Source organism: Rhizobium sp. GN54, from assembly GCF_021026345.1.
Classification (GTDB): domain Bacteria; phylum Pseudomonadota; class Alphaproteobacteria; order Rhizobiales; family Rhizobiaceae; genus Mycoplana.
Genome location: NZ_JAJNCZ010000001.1, coordinates 1,187,674 through 1,205,457, shown reverse-complemented (window position 1 = coordinate 1,205,457; position 17,784 = coordinate 1,187,674). Strand labels below are relative to the sequence as shown.

At 62.9% G+C, this 17,784-nt stretch carries 18 protein-coding genes and 2 tRNA genes; 10 read left to right on the top strand and 10 right to left on the bottom strand.

What is annotated here, in order from left to right:
- Positions 1-79 precede the first annotated feature (79 nt).
- Positions 80-1,477: a TolC family outer membrane protein gene (locus LQK81_RS05865; RefSeq protein WP_230804254.1), complete on the bottom strand. Its 1,398-nt coding sequence runs from the start codon at positions 1,475-1,477 to the stop codon at positions 80-82.
- A 329-nt stretch (positions 1,478-1,806) separates the two neighbouring features.
- Positions 1,807-2,457, bottom strand: a complete 651-nt coding sequence (locus LQK81_RS05860) for a protein-L-isoaspartate O-methyltransferase family protein (protein ID WP_230804252.1) — start codon at positions 2,455-2,457, stop codon at positions 1,807-1,809.
- 343 nt (positions 2,458-2,800) lie between these two features.
- On the opposite strand from LQK81_RS05860, the gene exbB reads away from it, so the two are divergent.
- The 8 genes from exbB to LQK81_RS05820 all read left to right on the top strand — a co-directional run bounded on the left by exbB (position 2,801) and on the right by LQK81_RS05820 (position 8,946).
- Complete coding sequence (exbB, locus tag LQK81_RS05855; protein WP_230804250.1) at positions 2,801-3,922, top strand: tonB-system energizer ExbB; 1,122 nt, start codon at positions 2,801-2,803, stop codon at positions 3,920-3,922.
- A 3-nt stretch (positions 3,923-3,925) separates the two neighbouring features.
- A complete protein-coding gene (exbD, locus tag LQK81_RS05850; protein ID WP_230804248.1) occupies positions 3,926-4,351 on the top strand; it encodes a TonB system transport protein ExbD in 426 nt (141 codons plus the stop codon).
- 295 nt (positions 4,352-4,646) lie between these two features.
- On the top strand, positions 4,647-4,811 hold the full coding sequence (locus LQK81_RS05845; RefSeq protein WP_230804247.1) for a hypothetical protein: 165 nt from the start codon (positions 4,647-4,649) through the stop codon (positions 4,809-4,811).
- A gap of 212 nt (positions 4,812-5,023) precedes the next feature.
- On the top strand, positions 5,024-5,392 hold the full coding sequence (locus LQK81_RS05840; RefSeq protein WP_230804245.1) for an ArsR/SmtB family transcription factor: 369 nt from the start codon (positions 5,024-5,026) through the stop codon (positions 5,390-5,392).
- Positions 5,389-5,922, top strand: a complete 534-nt coding sequence (locus LQK81_RS05835; RefSeq protein ID WP_230804243.1) for an SRPBCC family protein — start codon at positions 5,389-5,391, stop codon at positions 5,920-5,922. Before LQK81_RS05840 ends, LQK81_RS05835 begins: the two co-directional genes overlap by 4 nt.
- A gap of 206 nt (positions 5,923-6,128) precedes the next feature.
- Positions 6,129-6,202 (top strand) — tRNA-Cys (locus LQK81_RS05830).
- Positions 6,203-6,948: 746 nt separating this feature from the next.
- Positions 6,949-7,557, top strand: coding sequence for a sulfotransferase family 2 domain-containing protein (locus LQK81_RS05825; protein ID WP_230804241.1), 609 nt, complete (start codon positions 6,949-6,951; stop codon positions 7,555-7,557).
- Between the two features lie 18 nt (positions 7,558-7,575).
- On the top strand, positions 7,576-8,946 hold the full coding sequence (locus LQK81_RS05820; protein ID WP_230804239.1) for a sulfatase family protein: 1,371 nt from the start codon (positions 7,576-7,578) through the stop codon (positions 8,944-8,946).
- Between the two features lie 309 nt (positions 8,947-9,255).
- On the opposite strand, the gene LQK81_RS05815 is transcribed toward LQK81_RS05820, so the two are convergent.
- The gene (locus LQK81_RS05815) at positions 9,256-9,540 is read right to left on the bottom strand and encodes a hypothetical protein (RefSeq protein ID WP_230804233.1); all 285 of its coding nucleotides are present in this window, start codon (positions 9,538-9,540) and stop codon (positions 9,256-9,258) included.
- Positions 9,541-9,815: 275 nt separating this feature from the next.
- On the opposite strand from LQK81_RS05815, the gene LQK81_RS05810 reads away from it, so the two are divergent.
- Positions 9,816-9,890: transfer RNA gene (locus tag LQK81_RS05810), tRNA-Asn, on the top strand.
- A gap of 126 nt (positions 9,891-10,016) precedes the next feature.
- Here the strand turns inward: LQK81_RS05810 and pqqE are convergent.
- The 7 genes from pqqE to LQK81_RS05775 form a co-directional block, all read right to left on the bottom strand.
- Entirely contained in the window at positions 10,017-11,120 is a 1,104-nt protein-coding gene (gene pqqE, locus LQK81_RS05805) for a pyrroloquinoline quinone biosynthesis protein PqqE (RefSeq protein ID WP_230804231.1), read from the bottom strand.
- On the bottom strand, positions 11,117-11,413 hold the full coding sequence (gene pqqD, locus LQK81_RS05800) for a pyrroloquinoline quinone biosynthesis peptide chaperone PqqD (protein WP_230804229.1): 297 nt from the start codon (positions 11,411-11,413) through the stop codon (positions 11,117-11,119). Before pqqD ends, pqqE begins: the two co-directional genes overlap by 4 nt.
- Positions 11,410-12,165: a pyrroloquinoline-quinone synthase PqqC gene (gene pqqC, locus LQK81_RS05795; RefSeq protein ID WP_230804227.1), complete on the bottom strand. Its 756-nt coding sequence runs from the start codon at positions 12,163-12,165 to the stop codon at positions 11,410-11,412. The genes pqqD and pqqC overlap by 4 nt, the downstream gene beginning before the upstream one ends.
- Positions 12,162-13,100 carry a pyrroloquinoline quinone biosynthesis protein PqqB gene (gene pqqB / locus LQK81_RS05790; protein ID WP_230804225.1) on the bottom strand — a complete coding sequence of 313 codons (939 nt, stop codon included), beginning with the start codon at positions 13,098-13,100 and terminating at the stop codon, positions 12,162-12,164. Before pqqB ends, pqqC begins: the two co-directional genes overlap by 4 nt.
- A gap of 383 nt (positions 13,101-13,483) precedes the next feature.
- Entirely contained in the window at positions 13,484-14,344 is an 861-nt protein-coding gene (locus LQK81_RS05785) for a substrate-binding domain-containing protein (protein WP_230804223.1), read from the bottom strand.
- Positions 14,345-14,348: 4 nt separating this feature from the next.
- Positions 14,349-14,870, bottom strand: coding sequence for a c-type cytochrome, methanol metabolism-related (locus tag LQK81_RS05780; protein ID WP_230804221.1), 522 nt, complete (start codon positions 14,868-14,870; stop codon positions 14,349-14,351).
- Positions 14,871-15,054: 184 nt separating this feature from the next.
- On the bottom strand, positions 15,055-16,956 hold the full coding sequence (locus LQK81_RS05775; RefSeq protein WP_230804219.1) for a methanol/ethanol family PQQ-dependent dehydrogenase: 1,902 nt from the start codon (positions 16,954-16,956) through the stop codon (positions 15,055-15,057).
- A gap of 416 nt (positions 16,957-17,372) precedes the next feature.
- Between LQK81_RS05775 and LQK81_RS05770 the strand changes: the two genes are divergently transcribed.
- A complete protein-coding gene (locus LQK81_RS05770; RefSeq protein ID WP_230804217.1) occupies positions 17,373-17,723 on the top strand; it encodes a hypothetical protein in 351 nt (116 codons plus the stop codon).
- The last annotated feature ends 61 nt before the right edge of the window (positions 17,724-17,784 follow it).

Genomic DNA, 17,784 nt, shown 5'->3' with positions numbered 1-17,784 from the left:
GCGAATCAACTCTCAACAGTGATGCACAGATTTATCGGCGATGCCAATGGCGGGCAATAGCGCAGCCGCCGGGGCAGGCTCAGCGGCCGTCGACGGTGCGCAGGCCGAACCACTTGTCCTTGACCGCCTGGTAGTGCTCCTCGGCACGGTATTCGGCGACCTTCAGATTCTGGCCGCGGACCGTCAGGCGCGCGATCGAGGCCAGCAGCGAATAGCTGGCGACGACCTCGACCCGGCGGGAAAGGACGAGGCTTTCCTGCGCGTCGAGAACGGTCTGCTGGGCGATCAGCACGTCGAGCGTGGTGCGCTGGCCGACGTTGCGTTCCTCGATGACGCCCTTGAGCGCCATGTCAGCGGCCTCGATCTCGGCGAGGTTCGCCTGGATCGCCGCGCGGGCGGCTTCCAGCTGGGTATGGGCGGAGATGATCGTCTGCTGGATCTCGAGCCTCGCCGAATCGACCAGGATGCGCTGCTGGCCGAGCCGTTCCTTCGCCTGGCGGATCTGACCGTATTCGGCGCCGCCCTGGTAGATCGGCACGGTGACGCGGGCGGAGATGCTGCCTTCGACGTTGTCGTTGGTGCTGCCGCTGCCGTTGACCGACTTGAAGACGTCGCCCTGGATGGAGACGCCGGGCAGCATGGTGCCTTCGGCGGCCTTGACGTTGTAGCCGGCGGCATCGACGCTGCGTTCGGCCGACAGGATCGTCGGATGCTCGCGCATGCCGATCGCGACCGCCTGGTCCAGCGTCGGCGGGATCCCGCGCGTCGCCGGGCCCGGCTGCTTGATGTTCTTCGGCACGTCGCCGACGATCTGGAAATAGACCGCCTCGCTCGTCTTCAGCTGCGCCTCGGCGGACACCAGCAGCGCCTGCGCCTCGGCAAGCTGCGATTCGGACAGGCTGACGTCGGTCTGCGTGCCCTCGCCCACCTCCAGCCGCGCCCGCGACGCATTCAGCTGCTCGCGCAGGAAGGCGAGGTTCTGCTTGCGGATACCGACGATGGCCTGGTCGCGGGCGATGTTCGCGTAGGCCTCGACGGCGGCCAGCAGGATGCTGATCTCCTGGGCCCGCAGCGCTTCGCGGTTGGCGAGCACGTTGGCCTCGGCGGAGCGGACATTGTTCAGGGTCTGGAAGCCGTCGAAGATCTGCTGGCTGACGGAGATGCCGAAGGCGGAGGTGAATGTGTCGGTTCTCTTGATCTCCGGCCCGAACAGGCCCGACGAGATCGGCTTGTCGTAGATCCGCCGCGTCGCGTTCGCTTCCGCCACGCCGTTGATCTGCGGGCGCATCGTCGCCTTGGCGATCGTGACGTTCTCGTCGATGGCGCGGAGTGCTGCGCGGGCGGCGTTCAGGTCGGGATTGTTGGCGTAGGCCTTGGCCATGGCACCGGCCACGGTCTCTGCGGACACCGGCAGCGTCGTCGCCAGAAGAGCGGGAACGAGCACCGCGGCGAGCGCGGACTTTCGCAAGATGGACACCTATGAACTCCAGACTGGACCGGTGGACCGACCCCCTCGGCGGGACAGCGCCGTCTCTGCGCGCGCTGCGCCGCATGTTTCCTGCGAATACGGCGGATTTCCGCCGCCGTATTCCGCGCCATGCGCCGACTTGTGGATATTCCCCGTCGTCAGCATTGCTGCCGAAGCATCATGGTTTCCCACCCTCCATCCGAAACCGCCCTCCGGTCTCCGATGTGTTGCAATCGCCCCGCCCCCGCGTTGCGATCCCGGTGCGGCAGACTCGCCGCATATGCGATCTTGCGCATAAAACCCGGTCGAAATCGACTCGGATTTTACTAAAAGGTTAATCAGAACACGAACTCGGCGGACTTGCGGAAGCCCGGCAGCGGCTTCACGGCGGTGTTGAAGACGCTGCGCTCGGAGGCGATGCCGCGTTCCTTGATGTAGAGGCGGGCCTGCGAAGCGTTGCCGTAGCCCTCGACGACGACCAGGCGACCGCCGTCGCGCAACTGGGCGAAGAAGGCTTCGGGAACGACTTCGACGGCGCCGTGGACGAAGATAGCGTCATAGGGCGCCTCGGCGGCGTAGCCCTTTTCCAGTTCGCCGGTAACGACGGCGACGTTGTCGTAGCCGAGCTCGGCGAGCGTTTCGCCGGCCGTGGCCGCGAGCGCCTCGTCGACCTCCAGGGCAACCACCGAGCCCGCAAGCTTCGACAGGACCGCCGAGGCATAGCCGGTGTTGCAGCCGACCTCGAGGACGACGTCTTCCCTGGTGATCACCGCGAGCTGGATCAGCTTGGCCAGCGGCGACGGCTCCATCAGGTAGCGCCCGGGCGCGACCTCGATGTCGTTGTCGATATAGGCCAGCGGCTTCAGCTGGGCGGGAACGAAGGCCTCGCGGGGAACGGTCAGGAACGCCTCGAGAACCGAATGCGAAGTCACGTCCGTCGTCCGGATCTGGTTGTCGACCATTTTGATGCGCGCTGCGGTGTAGTCCATCATTGCCGTCCTGATTGCTGCCTGCCGGAGCCTCGTGGCCGCCCTGGTCCAGTCGTGATCTGGCGGCGGGGCCCGGCGGCGGAAAAATCCAGCTGTGTCTTAATGCCCTTTCGGCACGGGTGTCCATATGTCGAACGGCCCGCAGGGCGCAAAAAAGTGAAGCGGCTGCGGAGCGTCCCCCGCAAATATCATGACAAAGGCAGTCATGATAACGTTGCCCCCGCGCGCAAAATTGTTGTATGGGACGCTCATGATTAAGCACAACCGGAGTGCGGCGCAGGCTTGCGCCTTGCTCCCTTGGCGCAACGACCAGAGGATCCGGACTTTGCTGACACGGCCCCGAATGGCCGCGGCTTTCGCCGCAATCGGCCTTACACTTTCCATTTCCGCAGCCGCCATTCCCGCGCATGCCCAGGAGAATGCCGCACCGGCCGCAACGACGCAGACGCAGGGGCGGCCGACCGCCGCTTCCGAGCCCGCGCCGGCCACCGGCGAGACGGCTCCTGCGACGGGGCAGGACGGGACGGCCCCGGCGACGGGGCAGGACGGGACAGTCCCGCAGGTGGGCGCCCCCACGGATGCGGCTCCTTCGGCCGATGCGCCAGAAGCCCAGGCCGCACCTTCCGCCGAGATCCAGGCCGCACCCGCTGACGCAACCGACGATGCCACCCTGCCCGGCGACGAGGCGGTGCAGGTGGAAGCGGGCGGGGAACGGCAGGCCGGCCTGCCGCACGACCTTTCGCCCTGGGGCATGTTCATGGCCGCCGACCTTGTGGTGAAGGGCGTGATGGTCGGTCTCGCCTTCGCTTCCTTCGTCACCTGGACGGTGCTGATCGCCAAGCTCATCGAGCTCGGTGCGGTGCAGCGCTCGGTGCGCCGCGCGGTGCGCAGCCTGACGGACGCGCAGGGCCTTGCCGCGGCGGAGGAGATCTTTGCCGGCCGCCGCAGCGTGCCCGCCCGCATGGTGCATGCGGCGCGGCAGGAGATGAACAGCTCGGACGCCGTTCTCGACTACGTCTCCGATTCCGGCGTGAAGGAGCGTGTCGCCTCGCGCCTGCAGCGCGCCGAGGTCCGGGCAGGACGGCAGATCGCCAAGGGAACCGGCATTCTCGCCACAATCGGCTCGACAGCGCCGTTCGTCGGCCTGTTCGGCACGGTCTGGGGCATCATGAACTCCTTCATCGGCATCTCCGAGGCCCAGACCACCAATCTCGCGATCGTGGCGCCCGGCATCGCCGAGGCCCTGCTCGCCACCGCCATCGGCCTCGTCGCCGCCATTCCCGCGGTCGTCTTCTACAATTTCCTCGCCCGCGCCATCACCGCCTACCGGCAGGGCCTGAGCGACACGTCGGCTGCGATCGAACGGCTCGTCAGCCGCGACCTCGACGTACGCCGCGCCGGGCTCGCCGCCAATCGGGCGGCCGGCACGGGCCGCGTCGATCCCGCACGCGTCAGGATGGGCTGAACCATGGCAGGCAAGATCAGAGAAGGCGGCGGCGACGACCTGGAGGAAAACAGCGAGATCAACGTCACGCCGTTCATTGACGTGATGCTGGTGCTGCTGATCATCTTCATGGTGGCCGCTCCGCTTGCGACCGTCGACATCAATGTCGACCTCCCCTCCTCCGTCGCCCGGCCGGCGCCGCGCGAGGACAAGCCGGTGTTCGTGACGCTGAAGCAGGACCTGACGCTGTCGCTCGGCAACGGCACCGTCGCCCGCGAGACCTTCGGCAGCGAACTCGACACCATCACCGGCGGCGACAAGCAGACGCGCATCCTGCTGCGGGCCGACAAGGCGGTCGGCTACGGCGACGTGATGGACGTGATGAACCTCCTGCGCACCGCCGGCTATCCCAAGATCGCCCTCGTCGGGCTCGAGGGCGCGCCCGGCTGAGGCCGAGGGATTGCGCGCGGCGCCCGACGGGCGCCGCTTTAACGAAAGCCCTTCTACCGTGGGGTGCAGATCGCCGGGCGGACGCCCCGCCGACGCCCTTTTTGGCTTTGCAGTCGGGTTCTTCTTGCAAACGGCTGAAAACCGTAGATAAATTGCATCTGCCGCATCCTGCGGCCAGAAGCGCGTCGCGATCCACCGGATCCGCTCCCGCGCTTCGGACCTTTGATTTTGCGCATGTCGTCATTGCAAGACCGCGCCCCACGCCTTTTGCGCGACATGCTTCAGGAGGGACGCCATGAGACATGCAGCATCCTTGACCGCGTTTTTCCTTTCGCTCCTGGTGATCACCGGGTGCACGACCTCTGCCGCGAACAACACGACCTATTCGCAATACCAGGGTCCGTCGCCGGACGCCGAGATCGTCGGCATGCGCACCGGAACGCAGAACGCAAGCTACTAGGGCCAGCGCCCGACCTCCGCGGCGGGACCATCGCGCGCACCGACGGCCGCCTTTTGCGGCCGCGGCCGTGAGGGCACGCATCGATTCATCGCACAATCAGCAGGCAGAAGCGCGCGGTCCCAGGCGGCCTCTTCCGGGACCGCCCCAACGCATTACCAGAACATTCAACAAAGTAGTTGAATATCTATTCGGGCGAGTCTATATTCAACCACATGGTTGAACTAGAAGCATCCCGACTCGATACCGTCTTCCACGCCCTCGGCGACGCCACGCGGCGGAAGATGCTGCGCGAACTGGCGGACGGCGAACGGACGGTCGGCCAGCTGGCCGAACCCTTCTCGATCTCGCTGGCGGCGGCGTCGAAGCACATCAAGGCGCTGGAGCATGCCGGGCTGATCCGCCGCGAGGTGCGGGGCCGTACGCATGTCTGCCGCCTCGCACCCGGCCCGCTCGCCAGCGCCCATTCCTGGCTCAGCTTCTACGAACGGTTCTGGATCGAACGGCTCGACGTTCTCGAACGCCTGTTGCGCGAGGAGGACGCGAAGAAAAACCGCAAGCCCAACGAAGGAGAAGACAGATGACGGAAGTTCTGACACTCGACGCCTACGGCTCTGTGACCGAGCCGGCCACGCTGACGATGCAAAGGCTCCTGCCCGGCCCGATCGAGCGGGTCTGGGCCTATCTGACCGAAAGCGAAATGCGCCGGAAATGGCTGGCGGCGGGCGACATGGAGCTGACGGTCGGCGCGCCGTTCGAATTCGTCTGGCGCAACGACGAACTCAGCGACCCGCCCGGCACGCGACCGGATGGCTTTTCCGAGGAGATGCGGATGCAGAGCCGGATCACCGAACTGGACCCGCCGCGCAGGATCGCCTTTTCCTGGAGCCGCAGCGGCGACGTTTCGATCGATCTCGAGCCGAAGGGGAGCGAGGTCCTGCTGACGCTCGTCCATCGCCGCCTGCCCGACCGCGCGACCATGGAAATGGTGGGTGCGGGATGGCACACCCATCTCGACGTCCTCGTCGAGCGCGTCTCGGGCAAGGACCCCGAGGCGTTCTGGCCCCGCTGGACCCGGCTGCGCGCCGAATACGCCCGCAGGCTCTCGGCCTGACAGGGTCGCTGCAACCACGGCCGATGTGACCACGGCCCCCGCGACCGCCGGCCTCGCCCCTCCCCGGGGCGGGGCCGGCCGGCGGGCGACACGGCCTGCCGGGACGCCGGCGACGAGGAAAACCGCCCGCCGACGACGAATGCCTCTTGCACCGATTTTCAATTCGTTCTAAACGCCCGGCACCACTCGCTTTTAAGCAGACGGACGGCCTCGTGGCGGAGTGGTTACGCAGAGGACTGCAAATCCTTGCACCCCGGTTCGATTCCGGGCGAGGCCTCCACTTTCTTTCCCCAGCAAAAATATTAGGCAGCAACGCTCTGCCCTTTTGTGCCGCGTTTGCAGTCCAATTCCCTTGATTTCCCAGCATTTCCCGTCACACCCGGCAAATCCATGCGACCCAACTCCGGCGCCCTTCTCTCGGAAGGCAAGGCTTACTTGGTGGGCCCTTTGTGCATCCGCAGCGCTTTGTTAGCGAAGAGAGCGCGGACAGCGACATTTTGAACATCAGACAGATCGGCACCGCATCCCTAGGGTCTACACGGTTTGCGCGGCGCTATGGGAGGCATTCCTGTGGTGCACGGGATCATTGCTCACCCGGGTGTCGTCGCGCCCATCCATCAGAAAGCGATACCGGTGATACTGCGCCCAGGCGAAGAAGTCGAAGAATGGCTTACCGTGCTATGGGAGGACGCTAGGCGCCTGCCGCGACTGTTACCGAAGAAGGAACTTGAGCTTCTGATACAGATGCCGGACGCGTGAACCTGTTCGGGAGATTGTAAATGACAGACACACTCAAGCTGATCGTGCTCGCAGCGTTCGAGAATGATGACGAGGAGTCGGCACCAGGGGCCGGCTCATTTGCTCGCGACTATGAAGCACGCTATAGGCCTGGTGCCCCGATAACGATCGGCATTTATGAGTGTGACACGGTATGTGCTAGTGACAGAACAGCGCTTTAAACTGTGCATCTTAGAAGCGCCCCTTAAATGCTATCGAGTAGCAAATCGACGTTCCAAGGTGAAAATATTGCTCTCCATCATCAACAATTTTCTGTTCATCCATATCCCGAAGACAGGAGGCAATTCACTACAAAGCGTACTCTTGCCGTTCAGCGACGACCACATGACTCTTCCGAGTCCCCGTCACGACGGCATCAACCGTTTCGAGGTTCGCTCATCGACACTGGACATTCATAAGCATTCGACACTCGAGGACTATCGAAGGCAAATTGATGCGGAGACGTTCGCTCGGCTCCGAAAAGTAGCCTGTATCCGAAACCCTTGGGATCGATGTGCGTCGTTCTTCTTTTCACCGCATCGTGGATCAGTGCAGTGGTCGCCTGAGGACTTCGAAAACTTCATTGAAACATCAGTGAAGCCGCATAGAGACTACCTTGATATCCAGGGCGGGAATTGTGACCCGTTCCACAATGTCGATATCGTGCTTCGGTTTGAACATCTTGACGAAGATTTCGCAAAACTGTGCGATACGCTTGAAATTCCCCAGCGCAATCTTCCTCGGGTGAACTCGTCAAAGCGTGAGCACTACCGGTCCTATTACACTCGACGTCAGAGCATCGATCTAGTAGCGCGAAAGTTTTCCGACGAAATCGCTCGATTTGGGTACATTTTTTAAATTTGTAGGCAGCTCTGAATGCGTCCGAATATAGTCATCATCAATCCTGACCAGATGCGTTGGGACTACGCCTCATGCTATGGTCACCCGTTCATCGGGACAAAAAATCTTGATCGACTTGCGCGCAAAGGGACGCGCTTCGAGTTCGCCTTCACAGCGTCTCCAATTTGCGGACCAAGCCGCACGAGCTTCCTTACCGGACAGTATCCGATCGAGCATGGTGTCCGCCAATATGGGGGCACCTACGATCAGGCTAAGCCGAATGCTCTGCGGGTCCTTGGTGATGCCGGCTACGTCCGGGGAATTTGGGGAAAGGACCATTGCTTCAGAGGGGACGTCATTGGTAGCCTCTATGATGAAGGCGAAGATATCTGCATCGGGATCATGGACCGACATCCCGAGTACATAAAAGCATGGGATAGCGCGAGTCTTGCAGCCAATTCGGAATGGAATTTGACCAAGCGGCTAACGGATGCGGGACTGGACTTCATACGCCGCCACGCGCACGGCGACCAGCCATTCTTCCTCACGCTGAACTATCAAGACCCGCACCCTTTCTTTGCTTGTCCGGAGCCCTATTCCTCGCTTTTTAACGCTTCGCAATTCGAGCTTTCTCCGAACTACCGCCGGCAGCCGACTGATGGTGAAATCAGGCGCTTGACGCACTGGCGCATCCACAGCGGCGAGACTGAGATGCCTATCGAGGAACTCAAACGGACGATGGCAATCTACGCAGGTCAGATTCGCTATGTCGATGATCAGGTCGGGCGCATTCTGGACACGCTGGAGAGTCTACGGATCCTTGAAAACACCATTGTTCTTTTTTGGAGTGACCACGGCGAGTTCATCGGCGATTTTGGTGTAACACACAAAATCCCCGCGTTTTACGAATGCCTGATACGAGTCCCACTGGTGCTCTGGGATCCAACAGGGAGGGTGCCACGTGGCGTCAATAGCAGCTTGGTCGAACTCATGGACGGTATGGCGACGGTGCTGGATCTCTGTGGTCTGCAACAACCCAGAGGATCTCATGCACTATCGCTGGCCGACAGTGTTGCACGGCGGCGCGATATCTATGCGGATGCGGGCATGATGGTCCGCCAACCACAAGCCCCCATCGCCGGCCTACGCATCAAGGGCGCGCTACCGCCTACACCTTTTGGGCCCGGCGTCATGCTACGGACAAGAGAATGGAAGCTCTGCCTGTATGCCGAGGACCAGGGCGAGTTGTTCGACTTAAACGCTGACCCATACGAGACCCAAAATCGCTTCAACGATCCTGCTTGTGTCAAGGTGTTAACCTCAATGATGCAACGCCTTGCTCAGCGCTCGATGTGTTTTGGACAGATTCCCGAGAATTTACCCGAGCGGGAGGTCAAAACAGGATAGCTCTCCAGGCCCACGCCACCGGAGATATCCTGGCTTTAAGTCCCGCAACCCGGCGCGGCGGGAATTATCCTGAGACTTCAACAGCTTCCGACGCGTTCAGCGCGAAACGATCATCATCGCCAACGCGATCCATACGAGGGCCGAGAACTCTGCGGCTATCAGGTAGCCCATTGCCCTGTCGCTCATGATTTCCTCCCGAATTGCCTCCATCCGAGGCTAACCCTACCGGGAAACGACCGGTTTCACTACCCTGCGATGGGTGTCGTGACGCAGGCCTTGCAACCGGCCGGATCGAGAGGGAGCGCGGCGCTACGGCTTCGGGCGCATCTTGCGGCTCGCCCACCAGACCGAAAACCTGCGGCGCTGGCGGCGCAGAAAGGGGGAATCGTGCGACAGGACGAGGAGGCCGAGCGGTATCATCCAGAAGCCCAGCACCGGCAGGAAGCCGAGGCAGCCGAAGAAGACCAGCAGGACGCCGACCGTCGTGCGCCATGCCCTCGATTGCGGAAGTTTCAGGCGGAAGGAACCGATGACGATCTCATGGGTGGCGTGATCGATGCCGAAACGGGTTCCTTTGGGCTCTTTCGCTTTCATCAACTCTCGTCACAATCCCCGGGGCTGGCTCAAGGCACGTCGCGATCTGTCAGATTCGCTGCCGTGCCTTCGGTCCTTGATCCTGCACATGTCGTCGTCGAAAGCCGATGCACAGTTTTACACGACACGCTTTCGGGCTGGAAATCCAATGCCCGTGCCTGTCATCTGGTTCCTCTCCCGCAATCAATCAAGGAAGAACCGTCTTTTTGCAAAAAAGCGCTTGGCAAATCGGTTCAGCGTTTGTATGACGCGCTCATTCCGCAGCGAGCGGATGATCCCTGGTAGCTCAGCGGTAGAGCATTCGACTGTTAATCGACAGGTCGCCGGTTCGAATCCGGCCCGGGGAGCCAGTTTTTCGCTAGAGCGCGCCATTGGCGCGCTCTAGTCGTTTCAAGCCTCCCGAACGGCGACGGCCCACATCTTCCCTCGACGGCCAATCGGTCGTTGCTGCCGCCTCAGCGTCTCATTGCCCGCCGCTACGTCCGTCCGATGCGGCGGTAGCGGAAATCTTCGGCGTGGGACGGGGCGACGGCGTTGGCCTCTCCGATCAGGGCCGCCATCCGGTCATGCAGCGGGGATTTGATGCAGGCGGGGTCCGTCGCCGCCGCGTTGCCGGCGATCGCCATGGCCTGGCAGCGGCATCCGCCCCAGTCGATCTCCTTGCGATCGCAGCTTCGGCAGGGTTCCAGCATCCAGTCGTCGCCGCGGAAGGCGTTGAAGGCCGGCGAATGCACCCAGATGTCCGTCAGGCTCGCCTCTCCGAACCGTTCGAAATGCAGGGTCGGAATGGTTGCCGCCGCATGGCAGGGAAGGACCTTGCCGTCCGGGGCCACCATGAAGGCGTCGCGCGCCCAACCGCCCATGCAGGGTTTCGGATAGACGGCGAAATAGTCGGGCGCGACGAAGTCGATCGCCATTATGCCCTGCAGCCGCGCCTGCGCCTCCTCGACAATTGCGACCTGGCGCTCCACCGCCTGCCGGTCCGGCATGAGGACGTTGCGGTTGAGAAGCGCCCAGCCGGCATATTGCACGTTGGCGATCTCCAGACGCTGCGCGCCGAGGGAGAGCGCGAGGTCGATGAAGGCCGGCACCTCCTCGATGTTGTGGCGATGGATCGGTGCGTTGATCGTCAGCGGCAGGCCGAGTTCCACGACCTTCCTGGCGACGTCGAGCTTCTTTTCCAGTGCGCCGCGGTGATTGCCGATCTTTTCCGTCGTCGCCGCACGGGCGCCCTGGATGCTGAGCTGTAGGTGGTCGAGGCCGGCATCGCGAAGCCTCTCAAGCCGGCCCTCGGCGATCCCCACGCCGGCGGTGATCAGGTTGGTATAGACGCCGCGGCGGGCCAGACAGCTGACGAACTGCTCGAGATCGGGCCTGAGGGTCGGCTCCCCCCCGGACAGATGGATCTGCAGGACCCCGAGATCGGCCGCTTCCTCGAAAAGCGCGAGCCAGGCGTCCGTCGAAAGCTCCCTGTCGGCCTTCAACAGCTCGAGCGGATTGGAGCAATAGACGCATTGCAGGGGACAGCGATGCGTCAGTTCGGCCAGCATGCCGATCGGCGGCAGGAGTGCGTCGCTCATAGCGTCACCAGAAATCTGTCGGACCATTCCTGCAGGAATTCCTCGACATCGGGCGCGATGTCCTCGCGGGCCGCATCATACTGGCCGGCGAGTTCGGAGACGATCTGCAGGACCGTATGCCGGCCATCGCACAGCCGCAATATATCAAGGCTGACCTCATCCGGCCAGAACACCTTCTCCGGCGACAGCAACGCCCAGGCGCTGCGCACCGGATCGTATTGAAGCCGCGCATAGCGTTTCAGCTGCGGCCGCGACTGGTCCGAGACGATCGCGCGCTGGCGGCTCTCCATCATCGCGCCTCCGGCACGAAGGCGCCGGGCGGGATATGGCCGCCCTCGCCATAGGCGTGGTCCAGAGCGTCGAGCATGGCCCAGAGGATATCGCACTTGAACAGGAGGGCATCGATGACGGCCTGCTGCTTTTCCGGGTCGGTCGCATGCTTGCGGACATAGGCGAGCGCGAAATCGGAATCGCGCGGGGCCTGCTTCAGCCTCGGCATGAAATAGGCGAGCGTGTCCTCGGTGACGTAGCTGTATTTCGCCAGCATGGCCGGCACGCGCTCGCCGATGATAACAGGCGAAAACAGCTCCGTCAGCGACGAGGCGACGGCTTCCAGCAGGCTGCGGCCGGCACAGAAGGACAGGTAGGCCCCGACAGCGAAGCGGGTCGCGGGCAGCGCGAACCGTTCGCTCTTCACCATCTCCTCGTCCAGCCCGAGCCCGGTCGCCAGCTTGACCCAGCGGGCGATGCCGCCGTCCCAGCCGGTCGATCCGTCATGGTCCTCGATCCTGCGGCGCCATTCGACGCGGAACTCCGGGTCTTCCGCCCGGGCGATGATCGTCGCATCCTTGCGCGGGATCATCGCCTGGTAGCAATAGCGGTTCAGCGCCCAGGCCTGGAGCTCGGCCCGGGTCAGGCTGCCCGCCGTCATCCGGTGATGATAGGGATGCCGGTTGTGGTATCGCTCGGCCCCGATCTCGCGCAGCACCTCTTCGAGCGCGGCAGGCGTCAGACCGTTTCGTGCCGCATCCGCAAAATCATTCATAGGCCGATCTCCATCCCGTCATGGCCGATCTCCCAGCCCCCTGCCCGCACGGCGGTCGCCTCGGGCGAATTCTCATCGAGGATCGGATTGGTGTTGTTGATATGGACATAGATGCGGCGCTGCGGGGCGACATCGGCCAAAAGGGCCATGGAGCCGTCGGAGCCGGCGATGTGCAGGTGCCCCATGCGCAGGCCGGTCTTGGTGCCGACGCCGGCCGTCTGCATCTCGTCGTCGGTATAGACCGTGCCGTCGAAAAGCAGGCATTCCGCGGTAGAAATTCGTTGTTTCAGACCGGCGTCGACGGCGGCGCAGCCGGGCACGTACAACGCTGCGGCATCCCGGCCCTCCTGCCGGATGCGGACCCCCACCGTGTCGCCTTCCTGCGTGCCGAACCCCTCCTCCGCCTTGCCGGCGTCCTCCAGGAACAGGGCCACCTTGCCGGGAACAGGGAAGGCCTCGACCACGATCGCGGTCGGCCTGCCGTGACAGTCAAGGATCGGCGTCGGAACGTTCAGCGCAAGTTCGCGGCGCTCGACCAGTTCGCCGTCGAGGACATTGAAGATGCTGTTTTCCGCCAGCACGCGAAGCACCCGGGCGGTCGCATAGATGACGAAACGATGCCGCTCGCGCAGGCTCAGGAGCCCGGCGATATGGTCGACATCCGCATTCGTCAGGACGACGGCCCGGATCGGCGAGGCGCGCAACGGGCCTTCCTCGCCTGGCTGCAGTTCGCGGGTCGCCGCGATCTGCTCGCGAATGTCCGGGGATGCGTTGAAGACAATCCAGTCCCGGCCATCGGCGGATACGCCGAGGCTCGACTGGGTCCGCGCCCTGAAGCCCTGCTCGCCCTTGCGAACGCCGCGGCTCAGCCGATAGTTACAGTTCCACTGGGGAAATCCCCCTCCGGCCGCGGAGCCGAGGACCTTCAGCCGCATGTGACGATGCTTCCTTCCGGCAGCAACCGCTCCATGCGTGTGCGTCGCATGGAGCGGTCGATGCGCCTATTTCTTGGCCTTGAGTTCGGCGGAGTGGTAACGCGACATTTCCATTCCGACCGAAACCGTGCACATCGTAGGCTTCCTCCAGCTTTTCTTCATGGATATCTCCTCTTCGCTCTATGCCCGAGATCAACGATTTGATCTCCTCCCGGCATCGTGCGCCTTCCGGCGCAAGCTCTGGACTGCGAGGGCATTCGCATCCGTCACGCCGGAGCGGTCCAAGAACCGCCGCGAGACAGTCTACACCCCAATGCGATCACCCTCACTCACATCTGGTTCAACGGCGCCCGGCTCCCGTCCGGCGCAGGCCGAAAGAACCGTCACCCCTTGATCTCGTTGCCCGCCTCATCGACCAGAGGCACCTGATATTGCTGGAGAATCCGGTTTATCTCCGGCTGGTTCTCCCGGATCAGCGTGTTCAGCGTGCGCTTCCATTCCTGATCGGAGGGACGGACACCCATGGTGATGCGATAGGCCATCTGGCTGCCGGTCTCCTTGAGGAGCGGCACCACGACGAGATCCGGATTGATCTCCTTGACGTAGTAGCCGGCCATCGGTCCCCAGAGCAGAGCGACGTCGATGACGTCGTTCTGAAGGTCCTTCAGCATCACCTCGGCCATGGACGGCATGGTGCGCGTATCCACCATGAGGGGATAGGTCCTGGCGGTCCGCATCAGGTTGGCCTTGGCCAGGTTGGCGCTCGGCGGCGTTCCAGCCACGACGCCGACCTTCTTGCCCGCAAGCTTCGGGTCCTCGATCGTTTCCACGCCGTCGAGGCCCTTGTCCTTCTTGAACACCATGACGTAGGTCGAACGATAGTAGGCGTTGGTGTTCTGGACGAGTTCATCGCCCTGGGCATAGCCCATGATGATATCGCAGCGGTTCGCCCTCAGCGTGTTGCGGACGAAGCCGGTCGCCATCGGATACCAGGTGTAGGCGACCGACTTGCGGCCGGTCTTCGCCGCCACCAGTTCGGCCAGCTTGTTTTCGAAGCCCTCGCCGCTCTCGTCGGTGAACGGCATGTTGGAGGGATCGGCGCAAACGCGCAGCACGTCCGGATCGACCAGCTCGCCCGCGGCGCCGAGCCCGGCGGTCTGCGGGAGGGCAGCGGTCGGGACCGCGGCCATCATCGCCGCGATCACCGGAAATATGTAACGACGGCATGATCTGCGTGCCGACATCTGTTCAGCTCCCCATGCACGAGGCTTCGTAATCCTTGGCACCCTGCGGCTTGTCCGCCTTCTTGGGAGGCCTGCCGCGCGGGATGCCATCGACCGCACGCGCCCGCAGATAGATGTAGATATCGTCCAGGTAGCAATAGACGTTCTTGTTTTCACCGAAGGCGGGCATGACGTTTTCCTTGCCGCCGCCCACGTTCTTGCGCCCCTCGGCAACGATCGACAGGAAGGTGCCGTAGTCCATCGTCTTCAGCGAATCGGCGAGCGCCGGGGCATAGGTGGAGCCCACGCCATCGGGCCCATGGCAGGTGTGACAGTCGGAATGATAGCGGCGATAGCCGCTGAACGTGTACCAGTCGACGGTCCCGTCCGGCTGGAGCTTGTATGTCGGGGTACCGTCTGCGTCGAAATACTTGCCGTCCTCGTCGGTAACGGCTGCGGCCTTCTGCTTGTCGTCTGTTGCAGATGCGATGCTGGAACCAACGAGGAGAGCGAACGCGATGACTGATACTGCTTTGCGGACTGACATTCCTACCTCTTTCCCATTTCGCCACGGACACAGCTCGGCTGTCGCAATGCGGCGTTGACAGTTGGGTTGTGGGATACGCGACGAAACCGGGAGCCCGGCCCGGATTTCAGGTGATCCGGGCTCCCGTTTCTCTGCTGGCTGGCCGCCGCCTACGAAGGGACGGCGCGCCTGCGGCTCCGGCTCGTTACTCCGGGAGGCCGAAGACGGTGAGCTGACCGCCCAGCGTCGTATAGTCGGCCAGGGCGGCATAGCCACCGACCGCGCCGAGACCTGCCGTGGCGATCGACTGCGCCTGATCGGTCGGAGCGTTCTCGCCGGCAACGGCCGTCTGCCAGGCAGCTGCACCGTCCGCCTGGAGCAGGCCGCCTGCAAGGCCGATGCCTGCCCAGCCGCCAACACCCGACAGCACGGCGATGTACTGCTTGCCCTTGTGCTCGAAGGTGTTGATGTTGCCGATGATGCCGGACGGGGTCTTGAACTTGTAGAGTTCATTGCCGTCGTGATCGACCGCCTTGATGTAGCCCTCCAGCGTGCCGTAGAAGACGACGTCGCCATCGGTCGACAGTGCGCCCGACCAGACCGAGAACTGCTCGGGCTTGGACCAGACGATCTCGCCCTTGGCGGCATCCCAGGCGATGAAGTTGCCCATGCCGCCATGGCTGTTCGGGGTCGGATACATCGACACCGCCGCACCCACATAGGGCTGGCCGGCCGTGTAGCTTACCCGGTAGGGCTCATAGTCCATGCAGACGTGGTTGGTCGGCACGTAGAACAGCCCGGTCTTCGGCGAATAGGAAGCCGGCTGCTGGTCCTTGGTACCAAGCGCCGCCGGGCAGATGCCCGTGGTGTTGGTGTCCTCGCCGTTCTGCTGGGTCGAATACTGGGCCACGACCTGCGGGCGACCATACTGGTCGCTGTTCGGGTCCATCACGACTTCGGTCGCCCAGTTCACCGTCGGATCGTACTTCTTGGCGACGAGCAGTTCGCCCGTGCCGCGATCCATCGTATAGGCAAAGCCGTTGCGATCGAAATGGACCAGCACATCGCGGGGCGAACCGTTGATCTGCATATCGTCGACGAGGATCATCTCGTTGACGCCGTCGAAGTCCCATTCGTCATGCGGGGTCATCTGGTAGACCCACTTCGCCATGCCGGTGTCGGCGTCCCGGGCGAAGATGGTCATCGACCACTTGTTGTCGCCGGGGCGCTGGACCGGGTTCCAGGTCGAGGGGTTGCCGGTTCCGTAGTAGACCAGGTTGAGCTCCGGATCGAAGGCATACCAGCCCCACGTCGTTCCGCCGCCCTGCTTCCACTGTTCGCCTTCCCAGCTGCTGACGCCGGAGTCCTTGCCGACCGGCTTGCCGAGCTGGGTCGTCTTCTCGCCATCCATCAGGGTCTCGGCATCGGGACCCGTCGAATAGGCCTTCCAGGCGACCGTACCGTCCTTCAGGTTATACGCGGTCACATGGCCGCGGACACCGAACTCGCCGCCGGAGATGCCGATCAGCACCTTGTCCTTGAAGACCATCGGAGCGGCCGTACCGCTTTCGCCCTGGCCGCCGGAGATATCCTCGCCGTTCTTCGCCTGCCAGACGACCTTGCCGGTCTTGGCATCGAGAGCGGTCACGGTCGTGTCGGCCTGGTTGAGGATGATCTTGCCGTCGCCATAGGCTACGCCGCGGTTGACCGTGTCGCAGCACATGATCGGGATGACGTTCGGATCCTGCTTGGGCTCGTATTTCCAGAGGATCTTGCCGTCATTGTTGAGATCGAGGGCATAGACGGTGTTGGGGAACGGCGCATGGACGTACATGACGTCGCCGATCACCAGGGGGCCGCCTTCATGGCCGCGCAGGACGCCGGTCGAGAACGTCCACTTGACCTGAAGGTTCTTCACATTGTCCTTGGTGATCTGGTTCAATTTCGAAAAGCGGGTGTTCGCATAGTCACCCGTCGGAATTGCCCAGTTCTTGGAATCGGAAATCAGCTGCTGGACTTCGTCATTGGCAATTGCTCCTCCCGCCAATGACAAGGAGACGGCAGCCGTCACCAATGCCGATTTTAGAAAGTCTGATCGTACACGCATTTAGTCCTCCCGAATTCGACAGGTGACTTTTGCGGCGGCGCCTGTTCCATAACAGGAGCCCGCGTCACCGGTTCAGCATTGTGGGAAGTATTTCCGGCAGCGTGTCACGACCTAAGCCAGGCGTGCGGAGGGCACCGTTACCGCCCACCCGCTTGGCCTACGAAGACTGTCACCACTCCCTTGACGGCAACGTCCTTGAAGCCGGAAACAACGCAACCATAAGAGATAGTTTTCCTTTCGGCAAGCGCGTTTCTCAATCAATACTCGCTGCGCCGCACTATGCTTATATTGCGCCGCAACAACATCCATCCGGAATGTTGTCCTATATTACTGGATATCGATGCGAATTTGAACCTATACTTGCAGCGGTCTTTGCGCGCCCTGCCGGGTCCGCGCCTTCGGAACGAGGATATGTCATGGTTACGCCAGCGAAGATTTCCCTAGCCGTACTCGCGACGGCGGCAGCAGGCCTTGCTCTCCCGGCGGTTGCAGCGATGAGCTATCCGACCAATGCGGTGGCCGAGTATGTCTATGCCTGCATGAAGGCCAATGGCGAGAACAGGGCCAACCTCGATCGCTGCTCCTGCTCGATCGACGTCATCGAATCGATCATCTCCTACGAGCGCTACGAGGCGGCCGCCACCTTCCGGCAGATGGGACTGGTGCCTGGCGAAAACGGCGCGCTGTTTCGCGAGAGCGCTCCTGCCAAGGCCGCGATCGCGGACCTGAAGAGAGCCCAGGCCGAAGCCGACATCCGCTGCTTCTGAGTAGCGACCGGTCCCGGGGCGCATCGGGGTCCTCCGATTCGCGCCTGTGGTCGTCGCAAAT